At 60.1% G+C, this 19,591-nt stretch carries 18 protein-coding genes and 1 pseudogene; 5 read left to right on the forward strand and 14 right to left on the reverse strand.

What is annotated here, in order from left to right:
• Nucleotides 1–91 precede the first annotated feature (91 nt).
• The 7 genes and pseudogenes from T8A63_RS14685 to T8A63_RS14715 all read right to left on the reverse strand — a co-directional run bounded on the left by T8A63_RS14685 (nt 92) and on the right by T8A63_RS14715 (nt 6,532).
• Nucleotides 92–1,036: an oligopeptide/dipeptide ABC transporter ATP-binding protein gene (locus T8A63_RS14685; protein ID WP_322344230.1), complete on the reverse strand. Its 945-nt coding sequence runs from the start codon at nt 1,034–1,036 to the stop codon at nt 92–94.
• The gene (locus tag T8A63_RS14690) at nt 1,033–2,007 is read right to left on the reverse strand and encodes an ABC transporter ATP-binding protein (protein ID WP_416153251.1); all 975 of its coding nucleotides are present in this window, start codon (nt 2,005–2,007) and stop codon (nt 1,033–1,035) included. Before T8A63_RS14690 ends, T8A63_RS14685 begins: the two co-directional genes overlap by 4 nt.
• Before the next feature lie 5 nt (nt 2,008–2,012).
• Nucleotides 2,013–2,885: an ABC transporter permease gene (locus T8A63_RS14695; RefSeq protein WP_120350329.1), complete on the reverse strand. Its 873-nt coding sequence runs from the start codon at nt 2,883–2,885 to the stop codon at nt 2,013–2,015.
• A pseudogene (locus T8A63_RS14700) lies at nt 2,885–3,805 on the reverse strand (ABC transporter permease). Before T8A63_RS14700 ends, T8A63_RS14695 begins: the two are co-directional and overlap by 1 nt.
• A 72-nt stretch (nt 3,806–3,877) precedes the next feature.
• Nucleotides 3,878–5,410 carry an ABC transporter substrate-binding protein gene (locus tag T8A63_RS14705; RefSeq protein WP_322344232.1) on the reverse strand — a complete coding sequence of 511 codons (1,533 nt, stop codon included), beginning with the start codon at nt 5,408–5,410 and terminating at the stop codon, nt 3,878–3,880.
• A 54-nt stretch (nt 5,411–5,464) separates the two neighbouring features.
• Nucleotides 5,465–6,079, reverse strand: a complete 615-nt coding sequence (locus T8A63_RS14710) for an RraA family protein (protein WP_322344233.1) — start codon at nt 6,077–6,079, stop codon at nt 5,465–5,467.
• Nucleotides 6,080–6,187: 108 nt separating this feature from the next.
• A complete protein-coding gene (locus tag T8A63_RS14715; protein ID WP_300056629.1) occupies nt 6,188–6,532 on the reverse strand; it encodes a RidA family protein in 345 nt (114 codons plus the stop codon).
• 167 nt (nt 6,533–6,699) lie between these two features.
• Here T8A63_RS14715 and T8A63_RS14720 point away from each other — a divergent pair, with 167 nt between their 5' ends.
• A complete protein-coding gene (locus T8A63_RS14720) occupies nt 6,700–7,632 on the forward strand; it encodes a LysR family transcriptional regulator (protein ID WP_260011557.1) in 933 nt (310 codons plus the stop codon).
• Here T8A63_RS14720 and T8A63_RS14725 read toward each other — a convergent pair.
• Genes T8A63_RS14725 through T8A63_RS14740 form a run of 5 tightly spaced genes read right to left on the reverse strand, consistent with a single transcriptional unit; the run spans nt 7,614 to nt 11,917 of the window.
• Nucleotides 7,614–9,257 carry a hypothetical protein gene (locus tag T8A63_RS14725; RefSeq protein ID WP_322344234.1) on the reverse strand — a complete coding sequence of 548 codons (1,644 nt, stop codon included), beginning with the start codon at nt 9,255–9,257 and terminating at the stop codon, nt 7,614–7,616. The two genes, T8A63_RS14720 and T8A63_RS14725, sit on opposite strands and share 19 nt — an antisense overlap.
• Complete coding sequence (locus T8A63_RS22420) at nt 9,244–9,714, reverse strand: ABC-three component system middle component 5 (RefSeq protein ID WP_416153216.1); 471 nt, start codon at nt 9,712–9,714, stop codon at nt 9,244–9,246. Before T8A63_RS22420 ends, T8A63_RS14725 begins: the two co-directional genes overlap by 14 nt.
• Complete coding sequence (locus T8A63_RS14730) at nt 9,705–11,060, reverse strand: IS1380-like element IS1247 family transposase (RefSeq protein ID WP_006473457.1); 1,356 nt, start codon at nt 11,058–11,060, stop codon at nt 9,705–9,707. Before T8A63_RS14730 ends, T8A63_RS22420 begins: the two co-directional genes overlap by 10 nt.
• A gap of 54 nt (nt 11,061–11,114) precedes the next feature.
• Entirely contained in the window at nt 11,115–11,450 is a 336-nt protein-coding gene (locus tag T8A63_RS14735; RefSeq protein ID WP_322344235.1) for an ABC-three component system middle component 5, read from the reverse strand.
• Nucleotides 11,444–11,917: an ABC-three component system protein gene (locus tag T8A63_RS14740; protein ID WP_322344236.1), complete on the reverse strand. Its 474-nt coding sequence runs from the start codon at nt 11,915–11,917 to the stop codon at nt 11,444–11,446. Before T8A63_RS14740 ends, T8A63_RS14735 begins: the two co-directional genes overlap by 7 nt.
• A 487-nt stretch (nt 11,918–12,404) precedes the next feature.
• Between T8A63_RS14740 and T8A63_RS14745 the strand changes: the two genes are divergently transcribed.
• Complete coding sequence (locus tag T8A63_RS14745; RefSeq protein WP_322344237.1) at nt 12,405–12,734, forward strand: hypothetical protein; 330 nt, start codon at nt 12,405–12,407, stop codon at nt 12,732–12,734.
• Between the two features lie 72 nt (nt 12,735–12,806).
• A complete protein-coding gene (locus tag T8A63_RS14750) occupies nt 12,807–13,202 on the forward strand; it encodes a hypothetical protein (protein ID WP_322344238.1) in 396 nt (131 codons plus the stop codon).
• Nucleotides 13,203–13,685: 483 nt separating this feature from the next.
• On the opposite strand, the gene T8A63_RS14755 is transcribed toward T8A63_RS14750, so the two are convergent.
• On the reverse strand, nt 13,686–15,965 hold the full coding sequence (locus tag T8A63_RS14755; protein ID WP_269347484.1) for an adenosylcobalamin-dependent ribonucleoside-diphosphate reductase: 2,280 nt from the start codon (nt 15,963–15,965) through the stop codon (nt 13,686–13,688).
• A 201-nt stretch (nt 15,966–16,166) separates the two neighbouring features.
• Between T8A63_RS14755 and T8A63_RS14760 the strand changes: the two genes are divergently transcribed.
• The gene (locus T8A63_RS14760) at nt 16,167–16,598 is read left to right on the forward strand and encodes a DUF1489 domain-containing protein (protein ID WP_322344239.1); all 432 of its coding nucleotides are present in this window, start codon (nt 16,167–16,169) and stop codon (nt 16,596–16,598) included.
• Nucleotides 16,599–16,601: 3 nt separating this feature from the next.
• Here the strand turns inward: T8A63_RS14760 and T8A63_RS14765 are convergent, their stop codons facing one another.
• A complete protein-coding gene (locus T8A63_RS14765; RefSeq protein ID WP_322344240.1) occupies nt 16,602–18,422 on the reverse strand; it encodes an AMP-dependent synthetase/ligase in 1,821 nt (606 codons plus the stop codon).
• Between the two features lie 71 nt (nt 18,423–18,493).
• Here T8A63_RS14765 and T8A63_RS14770 point away from each other — a divergent pair, with 71 nt between their 5' ends.
• Nucleotides 18,494–19,585: an IS630 family transposase gene (locus T8A63_RS14770; protein ID WP_067931132.1), complete on the forward strand. Its 1,092-nt coding sequence runs from the start codon at nt 18,494–18,496 to the stop codon at nt 19,583–19,585.
• Nucleotides 19,586–19,591: the final 6 nt, after the last annotated feature.

A 19,591-nucleotide genomic window follows, 5' to 3' on the forward strand; every position in this document is an offset into this window, starting at 1 on the left:
GGGGCTGCGGGTCTCGTTCCTGCACGCAAAGCAAAACAGCGCGTTGCCGAAATGCTCACCGGCGTGGTTCAGCCGCAGAAGGAACACGACGTCATGCCGCCCGCTCGCACCTGACATGGGTGTCGCGCAACTCCCGGAGCTCTTGCGGACCTTTGACACAGCTTTCCCGCACATCCGGACAGCGCGGCGCGAATAGGCACCCGCGGCGTGCGGCAAACGGGTCTGCCGCCGCCGCGCCCAGCTTTTGTTCCGGCAGCCCTACCTGTGGGTCCGGCACCAAGGTCGCGGCAAGAAGGGCACGTGTATAGGGATGGCAGGGATTTTCGAAAAGTGTATCGGTTCCGGCTTCTTCAATCTTTTGCCCAAGGTACATGACAGCCACGTGGTCTGCCAAATGCTCGACCACGGCCAGATTGTGGCTGACGAAAACCATCGTGAGGCCAAGCTCTTTCTTGAGCGAAAGCAGCAGATTGATGATCTGCGCCTGTACCGAGACATCAAGTGCCGAGGTCGGCTCGTCACAGATCAGCACACGTGGGCCGAGGATGAGCGCGCGGGCGATGGCGACACGCTGCCTTTGCCCGCCCGAAAGCTCGCCGGGATAGGCATCGGCCAGTCGCGCGGGCAGCCCCACCAGATCGAGCATTCGCTTGACCTCGGCGTCGACATTTGCGCCGCCGTGCAGGCGCAGCGGCTGGCCGACGAGGGTCTGAATGCGCTTGACCGGGTTGAGCGAGGCATTGGGGTTCTGAAACACCGGTTGGATCAGCCGCACGCGGTCGGCCACCGGCATGGCGCCGATCTTCTGGCCCGCGATCTCGACCTCGCCTTGGTCTGGCTGCAACAGGCCCAGCATAATGCTGACCGCCGTGCTTTTGCCGCAACCGGATTCGCCGACGAGCCCAAGCGTTTCGCCCTCGGACACCTCAAGCGACAGGTCGTTGACCGCCACCAGCTCCTCGGTCGGAGCGAACATGCCGCGGCGCAGACGGTAGGCTTTGCGGATGTTGGTCATTCGGATCATGGGCGGCGTCATGCTGCCACCTTCGCTGCCTTGACACATTCAACGAAATGGCCGGGACCGGTGTCGACGCGCGGCACCGGATCATTGACGCAGTCCGGTCCCGCAAGGGCGCAGCGGTCGCGAAAGACGCAGCCCTGCATCGTGCCGATCAGCCCCGGCACGCGGCCCGGAATGGCGGGCAATTCGCTCCCGCGCGGGGTGACGCCCGGCACCGGGATCGCAGCAAGTAGGCCTTGGGTATAGGGGTGGCGCGGCGCGGCAAAGAGGTCAGCGGCGGGCGCGCGTTCGGCGATGCGTCCGGCGTACATCACCGCGACATCGTCAGCGATGGCCGCGACCACGCCCAGATCATGCGTGATTAGCAAAAGCGACAGGCCAAGATCGCTTTGCAGCTCGCCCAGAAGCGCCAAGATCTGGGCTTGAATGGTTACATCCAGCGCGGTCGTCGGCTCGTCCGCGATCAGCAGTCCGGGGCGCCCCATGAGCGCCGAAGCGATCATGATGCGCTGGCGTTGGCCGCCGGAGAACCCGTGCGGATATTGCGTCAGCCGCGCCGCCGGATTGGCGATGCCCACGCGGTCGAGCATCTCGATGGCGCGGGTGTCAGCGTCCTTACGGCTCAGCTTTTCGTGGCGCATGACGCCTTCGGTCAGCTGTCGCCCGATGGTCAGCGTCGGGTTCAGCGCGCTGGTCGGATCCTGAAAGATCATCGCAACGTCACGGCCACGCAGCTTTGCCAGCTTGCCATCGGTCCTCGTGGTCAGGTCCTGACCCGCCATCTGAAAGCGGTCGGATGTGACCTTGGCGTAGCGCGGCAGCAGTCCCATGATCGAGGTCGCGGTCAGCGATTTGCCGCAGCCCGACTCGCCCACAAGGCAGAGCGTCTCGCCCTTGGCAATTTGCAGATCCACCCCGCGAACCGCGTTCAAGATGCCCCGGTCGGTGGGGATCGAAACGCGCAGGTTGCGAATATCAAGCATCATCTCGGTCATTTCCGTGCAGGTCCCGTTATATCGCGCAGTCCGTCGCCAAAGAGGTTCACAGCCAGCACCAGCAGACAGAGCGCCGATCCGGGAAGGGCGATCAGCCACGGATCAAACAGAATATTGTCGCGACCCTCGGAAATCATCAGCCCCCAGCTTGGCGTCGGTGGGCGCACCCCCAGCCCGAGGAAGGAGAGCGCGGCTTCCAGAAGGATCACGTTTGCGACCTCCAGCGAGACGACGACAAGGATCGTGGCGCGCATATTGGGCAGAATCTCGAGGAATAGGATGCGGGTTCGGCTCGCCCCGATGGCCCGCAGGCCCATGATGAATTCCTGATGCCGAAGGCTTTGTGCGGCAGCGCGGGTGACGACGGCGAACCGATCCCAGAGCAGCAGACCCAGAACCGTTATCAGCGTGATCAGCGACGCGCCGCCAAGTGCCACCGCCGCCAGTGCGACCAGCACGATGGGCAGCGACAGCCGGGTTGTGATGGCGAAGCTGATAACCATGTCGATCCAGCCGCCAAAATACCCTGCAAGAAGGCCCAGCGTGATGCCGATGGCACCCGAGACGAGGATAACCCCCAGCCCCACACCCAGAGACACCCGCGCGCCATAGATCAGGCGCGACAGGTAGTCGCGGCCAAGGTGATCGGTGCCCAGAAGGTGTTCGGGCACGGAACGGTCATGCCAGAACGGCGGCAGAAGGCGGCGTGTCAGGTCCTGCGCGATCGGGTCATGCGGGGCGAGCAACGGCGCCAACAGCGCGATCAGAATGATCCCCGCCAGCAGCGTGCCACCAATCAGCGCCCCGGTATTTCCGCGCATCTTGCGCCAAAGGCTGGGCCGTGCGGTTTCCATGGTGACTTCGGACATCAGGAAGCCCCCCGCAGGCGCGGATCAAGCACAGCGTTCAGAATGTCGGCCAATGTGGTCAGAACGACGTAGAGCAGCGATAGGATCAGGATAATGGCCTGCATCACCGGCAGGTCACTGCGCAGCAGCGATTCCCAAGCCAGCCGCCCCAGCCCGTTCAGCGCAAAAACGCTCTCGATCACGATGGACCCGGACAGAAGCTGGCCCAGTTGCACGGCCGCCAGCGATACCAGCGGCAGCACCGCGTTGCGCAGCGCGTGGCGTGAAATCACCAAGTGCATTGGCAGCCCTTTGGCTTTGGCCGCTCGGACGTACTCTGTGGCCAGCACATCGATCATGCCCGAGCGGGTGATCCGCATAAGTTCTGGGATGGCGTAATAGCTCAGAACGATCACCGGCAGGATATAGCCCCGCCAGGTGTCCGCACCTGAAATCGGCACCATGCCGTACCAGACACCGAAGACGACGATGGCCATGAGCCCCAGTCAGAAGCTCGGGATCGCCTGTCCCGAGACGGCGATCACCAGCGCGAGGCGGTCAATCCAGCCATTCGGCCGCAGCGCCGCCGCGACGCCCAAGGGCACGGCGATCACCAAGGCAACGATGAAGGAGACGAACCCCAACGTCAGGGTGACGCCGACACGGTTGCCGATGATCTCGGTCACCGGCACGTTGAAATAAATGCTCTGCCCCAGATTTCCGGTCAGCGCGCTGCCAATCCAATCGAGATATTGCACAATCAGCGGCCTATCGAAGCCATAGGCGATACGGACCGCCTCGGCGTCCTCAGCCCTGCCGCCGGAGCCCGCGATGGCAATCGCCGGGTCGCCCGACAGGAACATCAGCCCGAAGCTCAGCGCTGAAACGGTCAAACAGACCAGCAGCGCCACGGCCAAGCGTTTGGAGATGAAAGAGAGCATCGGTCTTTCCATTAATAGGGGCCGGACAGTGGGGAGCGGTCCGCCCGGCCCTGTTCCGCAGGAGGGGTCAGCCTATTTCCAGCTGGCCGCCCACCAACGGGCGAACTCGTCGGGGTGCGGGGTGAAGTTCAGATCGTTGGACAGCCCGTAGTCGACGTTGAAGTTGTACATCGGCATCCAATAGGCCTCGTCCGCGACCTTCTTGACGGCCTTGGCGTAGTTCTCGGCGCGCACCTCGCGGTCGGATGCGGTATCGGCCTCGGTCAGCCATTCAGCCAGTTCGGCGTCCTGCACAAGATCGTCCGCGCCGCCGCCAAAGAAGTTCGACAGGATAAACGCCGTGTCGCCAATGCCGTAGCTGCCCCAGTTCGAAAAGAACGCCGGAAGCTCTTTGGCGCGCCACTTGCCGATACCCGAGGAATATTGCTGTTCGTTCAACTCCAGCGTCACGCCGACATTCGCGAGGTCCGCAGCCACAGCCTCGGCCGTCGGGCGGGGCATGGCGGCAAACACCATTTCCATCTCGAAGCCGTCTTCATAGCCTGCTTCGGCCAACAGAGCCTTGGCTTTCTCCGGGTCGTATTCATAGGCCGCAACGTCCTGCGCGCACCCGAATTGGGCCGGGTTGCAGGGGGTATTCAGCACCTCGGAGGCGCCGCCCGCGAAAGCTTCGACAATCGCGTCTCGGTTGGTGGCATGGATTAGCGCCTGACGTACCTTCTTGTCGGCAATCGGCGTGTCGCCTGCCATCGCTTCTGGAGCAAAACCCACATATCCGATGCGCATGATCGGCGCGCTGATGATTTGAACCCGGCCTTCCAGACGCGACGCCTGATCCGGGGGAATGCGCCAGATCCAGTCAAGCGAGCCCGACATCAGCTCGGCATACTGGGTGTTCATTTCGGGGATGGTACGGACGGTGATCTTGTCGATGGTCGCGCCACCCTTGGGGCTGCCGGCGTAGTGATCTTCGAACCGCTCCATCTCGTATCGAATGCCCGGCTCTTGGCTCACCAGCTTGTACGGCCCGGTGCCGATCGGCGTGGCGGCTATCCCGGCAGACCCGTTTTCAGCAAAGAACTCATGCGGGTAGATCGGAAGCGCATCGGCCAGCATCTCGACCGCGCCGGCAAAGGGCTTGGACATATTGATGCGCACCTTGTAATCGCCCAGCATCTCGACGTTGTCGATCCAGTCGACCGAAATCGAATAGCGGGTGCCGTATTCCGGGGTGATCACGGTGTTGAGCGTTTCGACCACGTCGGCGGCGGTGAAATCGGCGCCATTGTGGAACTTCACACCCTGACGCAGAGTGAACTCCATCGTCAGCGGGCCGGTGAATTCCCAAGATTCTGCCAAGGCGGGCACGATCTCTCCCGTGTCGAGGTTCTTGTAAAGCAACCCGTCATAGATGTGCCGCGCGAGGATCAGGCCCTGACGACCGGCGATCTTATAGGTGTCAAGCGGCTCGGGTTCGGCGGCGAAGGCCACGTTGAGCGTATTGGATGCCTTGTCGGCCAATGCAGGCGTGCCCAGTATCAGCGCTGTGCTGGCGGCAAGCGCCGCCATCCCGGTGAAACGTTTTCTAGATACAGTTTGAATCATGGGTCTCTCTGTCGGTTGAGTGAAGTGAAGAAAGGTGGTGCCGGTTTTCCGGTTCTAGGAAGGCTGCTTTGCGCCCCGCGTGATGTCGGCCAGTGTCTCGCCCGCGCGCAGGCGTTCGAGAATCCCGACCTCGTCTTCCTGCATCTTGCGGGCGCGCGCCGCGTGGTTTGCGGTCTGTTTCTTGTCCAACACGACAACGCCGTTTTCGTCGGCCAAGATCATGTCGCCAGGCCGGACGGAGACACCGCCACAGCCCACGGTCACGTTGAAGTCGCCGCCAAGCCGGCGCGGCTTGGTGGTGATTGGCGAGCGGCCGCGGCACCAGACGGGGAAGTCTTCGTGCTCTATGGCGGACCGGTCGGTGACAAAGCCATCAATCACCGCGCCCACCACGCCGCGCGCCTTGGCGGCGGCGGTGGTAACCGCGCCCCAGCAGGCATGGCGCAGATCGCCGCAACGGTCGATGACAATGACCTGACCGGGTTTCGCGGCAGAGAGTGCATCGGTGAGCATCGCGCCATCGTCGCCTTGTATGCGCACGGTCAGCGCCGGGCCAAATACCCGACGGCCGGGCAACAGCCCCTGCAGCGACGGCGCCATGAAGCCGGTTTCAAGGAAATGGCCCAGCGTCGCCGTTTCGATGTCCGAGAGGTCGAGTTGGGGTGTCATGCTCTGTCCTGTCGCCTGTTTTCTAGGAAAAGGATGGCGGCGAGAGAGCTAATGGGTCAAATAGCCGGGAGTTATGACAGGCATAACCCCCGGGCCGGGATGCGGTGCTCAGACCGCCGCGGTGACGATGAATTCCACCTTGTAGTCAGGCGTGGCCAGCTTGGCCTCGCCACAAGCGCGCGCGGCCGGATTGGCAGGATCAATCCATGCGTCGTAGACCGCGTTCATCTCTTGGAAATTTGCCATGTCGTCCAGCCAGATAATAACCTGCAACAGCTTGGATTTACTGCTGCCTGCCTGATCCAGCAGGCGGTCGATGGCGTTCAGGCAGTCCTGGGTTTGGGTGGCGACATCCGCACCGGCGGTGCCGACTTGGCCGGCGAGGTAGACGGTGTTGTTGTGAATGACGGCCTGGCTCATGCGCGGGCCTGGGTGCAGTCGTGTGATGCTCATGCTTTTCGCTTTCCGATTAAATGAGCGGCAAGCCTATCCGACGGCGGGCGAAGCGCACAGTTGCGCCACATAGGCGCTGTCAATCACAGGCATTCGCATTGACTATGTGGCCAGTGACCAAAAATAGGGCATTCTCAGCCAACCCGAACAAAATCGAGTCGCCCTCCATGATCACCCAATCGCAATCCGACCTGAACTGGAACCTGCTGCGCATGTTCTACATGATTGCGAAAGAGCAGAGCATCACCAAGGCGGCCAGGCAACTGGGCCTAAGCCAGCCTTCGGTCAGCAATGCGCTGCAAAAGCTCGAAGCGCAACTCGATTGCCAGTTGGTCTTCCGCGACAGCCGCCATTTCGAACTGACGACACGCGGCGACAAGATTTTTCAGGAATGCCGCGATATCTTTCACAGTGCCGAGCGGATCAACCTTCTGGTGCGCAATGCTGAAGAAGAGGAACGGGGGCAGGTCCGGTATCAGATCATCAGCAATCTGGTGTCACCGATGTTGGACGAGTTGCTGCGGCTTTATCATCAGCGTTATCCTTCCGTGGCCTTTCAAAGCGAGGTCCAGAACAGCCAGTCCATCGTCCGCTCGATCCAACAGGGGCGCGGCACGATCGGATTTTGCCTCTTGGCCAAACCGTTGGTCAATCTGCCGTCGATCCGCCTCTTTCGAGAAGAGTTCCTCGTCTTCTGCGGTGCCGAGCATCCGCTCTTCGGGCAGGAGACCGTGGCACTGCGGGATCTCAGGCACGAGCCCTTTATCAGCTTCGCCTGCGCCACCGAAGGCATGGGGCTCGAGCCGATGTCGGTTCTGCGCGAAGGCACCCGGCTGGGCAGCCGCATCAACGGGCTGAGCACCAACATCGAAGAGGTTCGCAGGATGATCGTGGCCGGCCTTGGCGTTGGCATCCTGCCGCTGATGACCGCGCAGGACGACATCCGGCGCGGCGATCTCTGGCCGCTCAAGATCACCGATGAGGCCATCGGCGCCGATGTCTATCTCGTGCATGCCCCGAGAGAGAAGCTGTCGCCCTCGGAACAGAAATTCGTCGATATCGCGCAGGAACTACTGGCGCTTTACCCCGATATGGCGTGATCGCGCGCTAGGTTGGCCGCAGCCAAGTCCTGAAGCGCCATGCCTGCGGATTTGAACACAGTGCGCGCTGTGTCATCCCTCCGGCCCGGATGCGCCCTTTGGCACAATTCGGTCAGATCGGCACGGATGTGGCCCGGCGTGATCTGCCCTGCGTCCAGCGGCTGAGCAAGGTCACCCGCCAGCGAAGCCCCGGCGCGCAGATCAACGAACAGCTCCGCCTGCGTGATCGCCTGATCGTCGCTTTCGCGCATATCACCCTTAAAGGCACCAATCAGGTCAAGGTGACTGCCGGGTTTAAGCCAGTGGCCTTGGATGATCGGCCCTGTCGAGGCAGTGACTGTGCTGATCACATCCGCGGCTCGTAAGGAAATCTGATACTGGGCACCAGCATTCTTCCAAAGAGACTTGAGCTCCTCAACCGTGGCTTTTTCGGCACGGAGCTCCGCTCGGCGCTCCTCTTGAACATGCTCAGCTCTCTTCCGCTGCCTTGAGTATTCGTTAATAAGCTTCAGCACTCGCTTTCTTGTTTCTTCCGACGAGTGGGTCGATTTGCAAAGATTACAACCACCATCTACAGCGTGATCCTCAACCGGCGCGAAACATGAAGGGCAGAATTCGAACGCCAAGCCACCTATAGAGCTAACTACCAAATTTGCTTGGTCGAGCTGCTCAAGCTTATGCTCAATTGAAGCGATATACCGATCCGTATCAGCAATTTGAAGATTTAGACGGGTTATTCTCTCCTCAGCGGCGCCTATCTTTTCCTGGAGCTCTACAACTCTACCGTATGCGGACTCTTGATCATTCAGGCTCAGTCGATCAGTAAATTCAGCGTCGAAAATTTCCTTCTCGATACCTTCAATCTTCGAGTTTACCTCGGCTATTTCCTCTTCTATTCGCGCACCTTCTTCGCCGATCCACTCTTTCGTAATGGGCCGACCGTTGCGTTTATGGCTCTTGATCAGAAACTGGATGCTCGACCTAACTTCCTGAAGTGATGCTATTTTGGCGCGCCGCCGAAGGAGCGACCTATAGTAAGTATCACTATACCCCCCACAAAGTAGGTCGCCCACAGCCTGCCGTGTGATTGCCAAGTCGAATGAAACCGGCCGGAAGATCCTCTCAACAGAACTCATTTGATCTGCATAGAGCAGCCTCAAAACCTGATTCATTGTGAGCCGTGCGTTTTCCTCACCGTATTCTATCTCGGGCAAATCGAGAAATCTGAACAGGACTTGCGAAAAACTTTCCTTCTTCCCCCTCTTAAATGGGTAAGTTTCCCACGCGCCAAGAGAAGCCGAGTCCGCCTCATCGATGGTTCCGTAGAAAACACGCATAGGCTGGAAAGGCGTCTCCTCAATCTCGCGCATGAGAGTGACCAGTCGCCCGTTTACGGAGATTTCAGCAATAACAGAGTCGCAACTTGCGGCCGCCTCTCGCCAGTGCCCTCTCTCTACATCTCCGCCGAGAGAGTAATATAGGAAGTCCATAATAGTAGACTTTCCTGAGCTATTTTCTCCCCTGATGATATTCAATCCAGTATGAAAGAATTCATCAAAAACTGGCTGACCTGACTTCATGACCTTCAGTCTACGCACAACGAGCCTGGGGCTAAACTGTGTCATATTGATACTCCTCCAGGCCAGACCGGTCTTTTAGGCCTCCAGGACCCAATACTTCAATTTCAACGAAATCTTCTGCCAAAATCTCCAGGAGAGGTTGGTTTTTGGCAATAGCACTATCTACTTCGCTTAGGAGCGGCTCAGGAACCTCCTGAATCCCGTGCGCCACCATTCTCTGGTTCCCAGACAAACTGTATGAGACCATATCTTTCTTACTGAGCGCACTCAGCCTGCATTCCCCAGGTGGCGTGTCGTTTGAGGTGAAGATCGCCTGTATCCGATCGCTAGACAAGGATTTTCTGCCGCAAGCGGCACCTGCGGTCGCGCAGACTGCTGGATCTGGACGGATCAGACCGCGAAGCCGCTGTTTCCTTGCCCAGGGGCGGCGTTTTTCAGCGCAGCGGACAGATCTGTCCAGCCGCTTTCGTTCAGTTTGAGCGTGGATCGCGATCATGCGCATAGCGGTGGCGCTCGCAATCGGCGGATAGCGGCGAGGATGGCGCGTACCATCGTGCCGGTGACAGCGACCTCGGCCAGCTGGAAGGTGATGGTGCGGGCGTGACGGACCACACGTGCCCCGATCTTGATCAGCTTCAGTTGCAGGCTGGTCAACGACCAGTCGGCCATGGCTTCGGGCAGCTCGATGCAGCGCAAGAAGGTGGCCAGGTTGTACGCCAGGGCGTGCAGTTGCAGCCGCACCTCATTGTCGCGGAACTTCCGGCACGACAGCCGCGTCCAGCGAAAGGCGTATTTGCCCTCTTTGATGTGCTGCTCGGCGGTGCCGCGCTGGTTGTAGAACCGCACCACCCAGTCCGGCTCCATCGGCAGGTTGGTGACGATGAAGCCGACACGCGGGAACAGTTCGCCCGGATGCCATTCGATCTTGGCGATCACCCGGCGTTCCTTGTCCCAGGACGCCGCCTGATACTCGAATTCCTCGAAGAACCGCTTGACCTTGGTCAGTGACGGCCGCCCGACAGGGCGCGTTAGCCGATGCGCGATCTTGTCCTTGAGGACCGCGTTTGCGGGCAGCCGGATGGCGTAGAAGAACCGCGCTTCTTCCAATCGCTCATAGATCGCCGGGATCGCGTAGGCAGCATCGGCCCGGAAGAACCTGCCACCAAGGTCGCGCTCCGCGTAGCGCGCAATGACGGGGTCGAGAACATCACGCCAGCCATCGGCGCTGTGGACGTTGCCATGGCGCAGGGCGCAGCGTTCCAGCATCCCGAACTGGTTGAACAGAAAGTTGGGGTGATAGCAGCTACAGTCGAAATGGCCATTCCAGGCGGACCCTTCCTGGTCGCCATGGGTCGGGCTGACCGAGCTGTCCATGTCCAGAACGATGTACTTCAGCCCGTTACGGTCATGGAACCGGTCGATCCATTGCCCGTTCAGGTCGGCCAGCGCGGCACGGTTCCCGGCCAGAGCCAGCGTCTCGGTCTCGAACCGTCCCATCTGCGATGCCGAGGCCGCTTGTGCATCGACCGCTCTGCCGCCGACAACTTGGCGCATGACCGGATCGCAGGCGAGACGGTTGGCGTCGTTGACATCCTCGTATCCGGCCAGCCGCCCAAAGACTGATTGCCGGAACAGGCCGTCGAGCCGATGGACCGTGTTCTTGCCAGAGCGAGTATCGCGCAGCGCCGCTGACGCCAAATCGGACAACCCGAGCGCGTCATCAAGCTCGCGCATCACCAGAAGGCCGCCGTCGGAACTGAGCTGCGTGCCGCGAAATTCCAGCCGCACGCGAGGGTCGAAATCCACCCGATCTGCCCGTTGCAAGCCCGCACCCTCTGGGTGATCCATGAAACGCGCCCCTCGCAGCCTTCAACACCATGTTTTATATAGGAAATATAATGGTCAGGACAGCGAAATCAGCGCCTTACTTGGGAAATGTGGGCTCAGTGCTGTATCTTGAATTATCGTCATTCGCTCAAATATAATTCTGGACTCCGGCAAGGAGGCGTAATGAACGTCGGGCAAAGACCTCACAAGCCGACTGATCCTTCCTTTCAATCCAGGAACTTTCCTTGGCGCGGAGAACTCTGACAGCCTCTTCGGAAAGCACAGATAGAAATCTGATATCCGTAGCCAATCGTAGGTTTTTTGCTCTTTTGAGCTCGCACGCAGCAGCATCAAAAAGCGAAATGCCGTGTGATAAGGATCATAAGCTGCCGAATAAGAGATATTTAACATGACTGCCACCTTATATGGCAACGCTCTGCCAACCAGTTGATCATTCCATGAATGTCACTTTCGTCCATGAATAGATCAGCCTTTCCGCCAATGCTATCTACATCGGATAAGGTTGGGGCGATGATCTCGCTATCTATTATATCTTCGACCTGGCGGCGTGAGAGGGTGTAATCAGAAGGCATTATCTTCCTCTCAAAAACGTTCATAATTCTGAAAAGAAGCCGGGCAAATAGCATCTGCGCCGATTGATAGTGAGTGTATTTTTCGAGAATTTGTTCAAACGCAAGCAAATCTCGCTCTGCACTTGGCCAGTCACTCGCTCGCCCTACTGCCTCAAGTTTCTCCTGGAGGCCTTTTAGCTCCGAGTCCTCACGGTTCGAGATGAGGTATTGCAACTTATCAATATAGCCATTGAACAATGTCTGATTACGCATCTCTTCTTCGATGCGTTGAGCAAGCGCTGTCATCTGCGTGCCTGCCGTCGTCGCGCCTTGCTTCACCCTGCCACCTACCGTTCTGTCATCAGCACTGCCCGCGGCTCCAGCGCGGGTCGCTGCATGCCAATGTGAAGTTCTGATAGCGACTTAGCGCGAATAAACCTACGAGTTCAACGCCAGAAGCTTAGACCACCCCTCGGTTGCATGGCCCTCGTATTCCATCGCTTCACCCGAGGCCCGAGTTTCTCATGACCGGCGTGCGTGGTTTGATCCGCAATGGCAGCAGCAAGTGCGTGGTCCGCTTTGATGTGGGCGAGTCTGAGTAGAACTCGCGAAGCCATTGGCGTTTCAGTCGGCATGGAACTTTATCTCCTAACCCGGGAATAATCTCACCTCGAAGCCACGAATGTATTTCGTCCTTCTCTTAACCGGCCAATCTACTTCCTGAAGCGCCGAATAAGGCGCCGTGGGTCTTGACGCTGGCCGCTTTGGGCCAGCACCTAAAAGGAGATGGCCAATGCCTCGTGACTTCCTTTCAACTCCCTCTCCCGCCGCCTTCGTTCTGTCCAATGCCGCTGCCCTTTGCTCGGCTGCACTGCTTTTAGGCGGCCGCGACGCAGAAGCACGCGTGCAACGCCTTATCGACGACATGTGCGTTTCATCGTCCACGACCTCGCGTGTGCGTCGCGAACTGGACGCCATGGAGAGCCTTCTCGGGCTCGAGCATGTTCATGACCTCGATAGGATCGAGGCCGAACGGTTCGCTGCGATCGATCCCATGAGCTCCGTCATCGAAGAAATCTGCCTCTTGCTCGAAGGCCTCCGGGCCGCGCGCGCCTGGCAGTAGGAGCGTCTGGCGCATTCTGTGCGCCAGCTTGACGTGCCGAAACAGGCTGGCACTTTTTTCAGGAGAACACTCGTGAACTCGAAGACCATTCACGTCGACGTCGAACTATCCGCCGCCCGGGCAATCGCATGCCAGCGGAAATCGCGCAACGCGATCCATCCCGTGCGCGACGCTCTGCCTCTGTCGCTCCGTTTTGCGATCGATGCCACTTGCAAGTTGTCTGTCGAAGACCTCTTCATACCGCATAAACTCGACACTGCGCAGGAAGTGTTGCTGCGCCTCAAAACCCTCATTGAGGATGTAGGTGGCGTGCCTGTTATCCACCACACGGAGGAAGGCGACCCCTACGAAACTGGCGGCTCTGAATTGGGACGCAACATTGGAATCCTGTTCAACCACCTCGACGAGATGCAGCGCAACGCGTGGCTCGTAAGTGATCATCTTGCGGCCCGAGCCGTTATCGGATGACGTAGGGTCCATCCCTCGGTAGGTCGGCCCGGGCACCTGTTCGCGGTGCCGCCGGTATAGCTCTGGCTGCCTCTCTTTGGGTTTTGCGGAGACCCGAAGACAGCACAGTTGACTGAGCAGGCAGAATAAGGGGCCATGGCATCGCCATGGCCCCTTTCAATTTGGCTGAGGCACCGCTTCGACGCTCGCTGCTCGCAGCGAGGTGAGCCTGAAAGGTCACGGCAACGCGGTCCAACTACTCCAAGCTCGTTTAGTTGACCATAGGCCGCTGAAAGTCAGCCGACCTCTGCGACGATACTCTCTGCAAACCCGATTTCTTGAGTTTCGGTTTTGGGAGCTGGCTCGCCGAGCCCATATTCCTTTTGCGACCAAAAAGACCACCGGGAAACATCCCGGTGGTCAATAAGTGCTTTCATAATGGTCAACAATTCACGCGGAATGGACTTTAATTGCTTTCAGTCTCAACTACTAGGCAGTCCAAAATCACCCACACTTACTATGCCCACAGCTCCCACAAGTCATGCACCCCTCGACCATTCGCATGTCGAACTGGCCGCAAGACGGGCATGACTTGCCACGCGGCGCATCGAGGCCGACGACCTTCGCCTGCGGGTCAGTTTTCAGGCCCATGCCCTCGCCCGCGATGAAGCCGGTGGCGATCATATGGCGCTCGATCACGCCGCCGATGGCCGCGAGGATGGAGGGGATGTATTTGCCCTGCATCCATGCCCCACCGCGCGGGTCGAAGACAGCCTTGAGTTCCTCAACCACAAAGGACACGTCACCACCACGGCGGAACACGGCAGAGACCATCCGCGTCAGCGCCACGGTCCAGGCGAAATGCTCCATGTTCTTGGAGTTGATGAAGACCTCAAAGGGGCGACGGTGGCCGTTCAGCACGATATCGTTGATGGTGATGTAGAGCGCGTGCTCACTGTCGGGCCATTTGACCTTGTAGGTGTTGCCCTCCAACTCGGCCGGACGGTCCAGCGGGTCGGACATATAGACGATCTCGCCGCCCTCGCTGACCTGATCGGGGCTGTCGGCGGGGGCCTTGTCGGTCTTCTCCGACGAGACGCTCAGGACCGAACCGGTCACGTCGTTGGGGCGGTAGGTGGTGCAGCCTTTGCAGCCCGTATCCCACGCCTGCATATAGACGTCCTTGAAGGCATCGAAGGAGATATCTTCGGGGCAGTTGATGGTCTTGGAGATCGAACTGTCGATCCATTTCTGCGCCGCGGCCTGCATCTTGACGTGGTCGGCGGGTGGCAGAGTCTGGGCGTTGACGAAATAGTCGGGCAGTGGCGTGTCGCCCTTCAACTCGCGCCACATTTGCACGGCGTAGTCGACAACCTCTTCCTCGGTCCGGCTGCCGTCTTTCTGCAGCACCTTACGGGTGTAGGCATAGGCAAAGACCGGCTCGATCCCAGAGCTTACGTTGCCCGCATAAAGGCTGATCGTGCCGGTGGGCGCGATCGAGGTCAGCAGCGCGTTGCGGATGCCGTGTTCGCGGATCGCATCGCGCACATCGTCGTCCATCTGCATCATGGTGCCGGAGGCGAGGAACTTTTCGGCATCGAAGAGCGGGAAGGCCCCCTTCTCTTTCGCCAGTTCCACGCTCGCCAGATAGGAGGCGCGGGCGATGGCTTTGAGCCATGCCTCGGTCTGCGCCGCCGCCTCGTCGGAGCCATAGCGCAGGCCGACCATCAAGAGCGCATCGGCAAGGCCGGTGACACCCAGACCGATGCGGCGCTTGTTCTGCGCCTCAGCGGCCTGTTCGGGCAGCGGGAAGTTCGACACGTCGACGACGTTGTCCATCATGCGGACGGCGGTGGCGACAAGCTCGCTCATCGCATCTTGGTCAAGATGGGCGTCGTCTTCGAAAGGCTGCGCGACCAGACGCGCGAGGTTGATCGAACCTAGCAGACAGGCGCCATAGGGCGGCAGCGGCTGCTCGCCACAGGGGTTGGTGGCGGCAATGGTCTCGCAATAGTTCAGGTTGTTGGCGGCGTTGATGCGGTCGATGAAGATCACGCCCGGCTCGGCATAATCATAGGTCGCCTGCATGATCTTGTTCCACAGGTCGCGCGCTTGCACGGTCTTATAGACCTTGCCGCCGAAAACGAGGTCCCACGAGCCGTCGGCCTTCACAGCCTCCATGAAGGGGTCGGTGACCAGCACGGACATGTTGAACATGCGCAAACGCGCGGGGTCGGACTTGGCGGCGATGAAATCCTCTACATCCGGGTGGTCGCAGCGCATGGTCGCCATCATCGCGCCGCGACGCGAGCCTGCGGACATGATGGTGCGGCACATCGCGTCCCAGACATCCATAAAGGACAGCGGGCCCGAGGCATCTGCCGATACGCCCAGCACATCCGCGCCGCGTGGACGAATGGTGGAGAAATCATAGCCGATTCCCCCGCCCTGCTGCATGGTCAATGCAGCCTCTTTCAGCATGTCAAAGATACCCGACATGCTGTCGGGCACGGTGCCCATGACGAAGCAGTTGAACAGGGTCACGCGGCGCGCGGTGCCCGCGCCTGCGGTGATGCGGCCAGCGGGGAGGTATTTGAAATCCTCCAGCGCGTTGAAAAACTTGTCTTCCCAAACATCCGCCTTCGATTCGACCTGCGCGAGGTCGCGGGCGATACGGCGCCATGTGTCCTCTACCGTGACGTCCTTGGCGGTGCCATCGGCCCCTTTAAAACGGTATTTCATATCCCAGATTTGTTCGGCGATCGGGGCGGTAAAGCGGGACATACAACGGTTCCTTTGAGTCGTGAGGGCAGCACGAATGCGACTTAAGAGTTGGCATCGATACAACATGAAGGGCCGATTTCTCAACGCCCAAAATGCACATCTACGGGAATTTATTCTTCAGTCTACCACAATACCTTGCTAGCTCCGAAGGGGAAACTACTATATAGAGGTGTATTCTCGGGCAGCACTGCGGGGGAACTTTTGGATAACTACATCAATCTAATCAAACTTTCGGTCGGCACCGAAGGCGTCGAGAGCCTCGCCAAATGGCAGGCGCGTAAGGACGTGCGGACCAAGGACGGTCTGCCGCGCCATGTGACCCGCATGTGGCCCAAGCGCGAGGCCGAGATTCTCAACGGCGGCTCGATCTATTGGGTCATCAAAGGCGTCATCCAAGCCCGCCAGCGCATTATCCGCCTAGAGGAGATCACCCGCGCCGACGGCATCCGCCGCTGCGCCATCGTGCTCGACCCTGAGATCATCCGCACCCAAAACAGCCTGCGCCGCGCGTTCCAAGGCTGGCGCTACCTCAAACCCGAGGACGCGCCCCCCGACCTGCCCGAGGGCCGCGAGGCCGAGGCGGAACTGCCTGTGGAGCTGAACCGCGCTCTGGCCGAGATCGGCGTGCTCTGAGCCTCACGCAGCGTAGAGCGCTTCGATCTGGTCGCCGTAGAGTTCGTAGATTTTGGCCCGGCGCACCTTCATCGTCGCAGTCACCTCTCCGTCGTCGTGATCAAGCTCCTTGCGCATCAGCCAGACCTTCTTGACCTGCTCGACCCGAGCCAGATCGCGGTTCTGCTTGGCCACCTCAGCGTCGATCAATTCTTGCACCTTGGGATGCTCAGCGAGCGAGCGGAAGGTGGTATAGGCAATCCCCTGCCCCTCGGCCCAGAGCCGCACGGTGTCCATGTCGATCTGCACCAGCGCCGTCACATAGGGCCGCTTGTCGGCCACGGCCACGACCTCTTTGATGAAGGGGCTGGCCTTGATGACATTCTCAATATGCGCGGGCGCAAGGTTCTTGCCCGCCGCGTTGATCATGATGTCCTTTTTGCGGTCGATCAGGGTGATCGAGCCATCGGCCTCCTCGCGCCCCACATCGCCTGTGTGCAGCCAGCCGTCCTGAATGGTCTCGGCGGTGGCTTTGGGGTTCTTGTAATAGCCCTTGAAAATGGTCCCGCCCGAGAACAGCACCTCGCCATCCTCGGCGATGCGGGTGCGCACGCCGCTGACCGGAAAGCCGATGCGCCCGTCGCATTGGCCCCATGATTTCTGGATCGTGCCCACGCCCGAGGTTTCGGACATGCCCCATGCCTCACGGATATTGACCCCGATGCCGCGCATAAAGCCCAGAAGCTCGGCGCTGATCGGCGCGGCGGCAGAGATCGCGAAACTCGTGCGCCCCAGTCCCAGATAGCTGCGGATGTGCCGGTAGACGAGCGTATCCCAAAAGGCATGCGCCATGCGGTCCCCCGCGCTCCACTTGTCGCGCCGGATCATGCCGCGCCGCTGTGCGCCTTTCAGCGCCATCAACGTCATCGGCCCCTTGATCCGCCCGGCGGTCTGCGCCTGCACCAGCACCCCCGCTTGCATCTTCTCCCAAATTCGCGGCACGCCAAAGAAGACCTGCGGCGCGACCTCGCGCAGATCAAGGGTGATGGTCCGAAGGCTCTCGCCAAAATTCATCACGAATTGCTGCGCCAGCCCGTTGATCACCGTCACCGCCTGTTCGGCGATGTGGCACAGCGGCAGATAGCTCAGCACATCCGTCCCGGGCGGGTAGTCCCCGAAGACATCGCGCGCCACACCCACGCCCGCGTGGATATTGCCGTAAGAAATCTCCGCCGCCTTGGGCAGCCCGGTGGAGCCGGAGGTGAAAACCATCATCGCCGTATCATCCGGCTCTATCCCTGCCTGCCGCGCGCGCAGATCGTCGGCGAGACCCGAACGCCGCGCCCGGCCCCGCTCAAGCAGGTCGTCGAAACTGATCAGCCCCAGCAGATCCTCGCCCCGCGTGCCCTTGGGGTTGAAAATCACCAACTGCCGCAACTGCGGCACCCGGTCGCCCAGTTCCTTGATCTTGTCCAGCTGCTCCTGATCTTCGATGAACAGCACCGTGGTATCGGAGGCATTCACCAGATGCTCCAGTTCCGCCGCCGGGCTGGTGGGATACATGCCCACGACCACCCCCGCCGCCGCATTGATGCCGAACTGCGCTTGCACCCATTCGCTGCGGTTCTCGCTAAGGATGCCGACATGATCGCCCGTGTTCAGCCCCAGATCGACCAGCCCTGCGGCGGTGGCCTGCATGATCTCTTGCAGCCCCTCCCAGGTGATCTCGTTCCAGATGCCGAACTCCTTTTGCCGCATCGCCACCCCGTTGGGGCGGTTCTTGGCATGGTTGTGCACCATGCGGACCAGCGGCGCGAAGTCACCCTTGAACTCGTCGAATGCCATGGCGGACCTCCCTAGTGTTCTCCACCTGACAGGAGATTCCCATCGGCAACGTGATGTGCCATATTTGAGGCATGAGACGCCATGACATCTGCCTTTACCTTGGCCCCGCCGACCGTACTGAGCTTCAAGCCCTGATCAGCAACCGCAACACTGCGCGCAAGCTTGTCTGGCGGGCCGAGATCGTCCTGGCCACAGCGGACGGTCATGGCACGTTCGAGATTATGCGACGCGCGGGCACGTCGAAACCCACGGTCTGGCGCTGGCAGCAGCGGTATCTCGATGAGGGCGTGGCCGGTCTCAAGCGTGACAAGACGCGACCCTCGCGGGTGCCGCCTTTGCCCGTGGAAACAAGGCTGAAGGTGATCGCCAAGACGGTGCAGGAAACCCCGCCCAATGCAACGCACTGGAGCCGCGCGCTAATGGCCGAAGCCATGGGCATCTCGCCGTCGAGCGTCGGCCGCATCTGGGCAGAAGCTGGCTTGAAGCCGCATCTCACGAAGGGGTTCAAGGTCTCGAACGACCCAAAGTTCGAGGAGAAGGTCACCGATATCGTCGGGCTCTACCTCGACCCGCCAGACCGTGCCGTGGTGCTCTGCGTCGATGAGAAATCCCAGATCCAGGCGCTGGATCGCACCCAGCCCGGACTGCCGCTCAAGAAGGGCCGTGCCGCGACCGTAACGCACGATTACAAACGCCATGGCACGACCACGCTGTTTGCTGCGCTGGATGTGAAATCAGGCACCGTCATTGGCGATTGCATGCCACGCCATCGTGCGCAGGAGTTCCTGAAATTCCTCCGACAGATCGACAAGGCTGTGCCCACGCGGCGCGATGTGCATCTGGTGCTCGACAACTACGCCACCCACAAGACGCCTGAGGTAAAGGCCTGGCTCGAAAAGCATCCGCGCTTCAAGCTGCACTTCACGCCCACCAGCGCGTCATGGCTGAACCTGGTGGAGCGCTTCTTTGCCGAGATCACATCAAGGCGCATCCGGCGCGGCAGCTATTCCAGCGTCGATGATCTTGAGGCCGCGATCTACGACTATCTGGCCCACCACAACGAGAAGCCAAGGCCCTTCAAATGGACCAAAACCGCAGAGGATATCCTCACCCGGGAACGTCGCGCGCTGGACAAGCTCGATGAAACTCGCGGAAACAGGTAGGAAGTG

This window comes from Sulfitobacter sp. OXR-159 (genome assembly GCF_034377145.1).
Classification (GTDB): domain Bacteria; phylum Pseudomonadota; class Alphaproteobacteria; order Rhodobacterales; family Rhodobacteraceae; genus Sulfitobacter.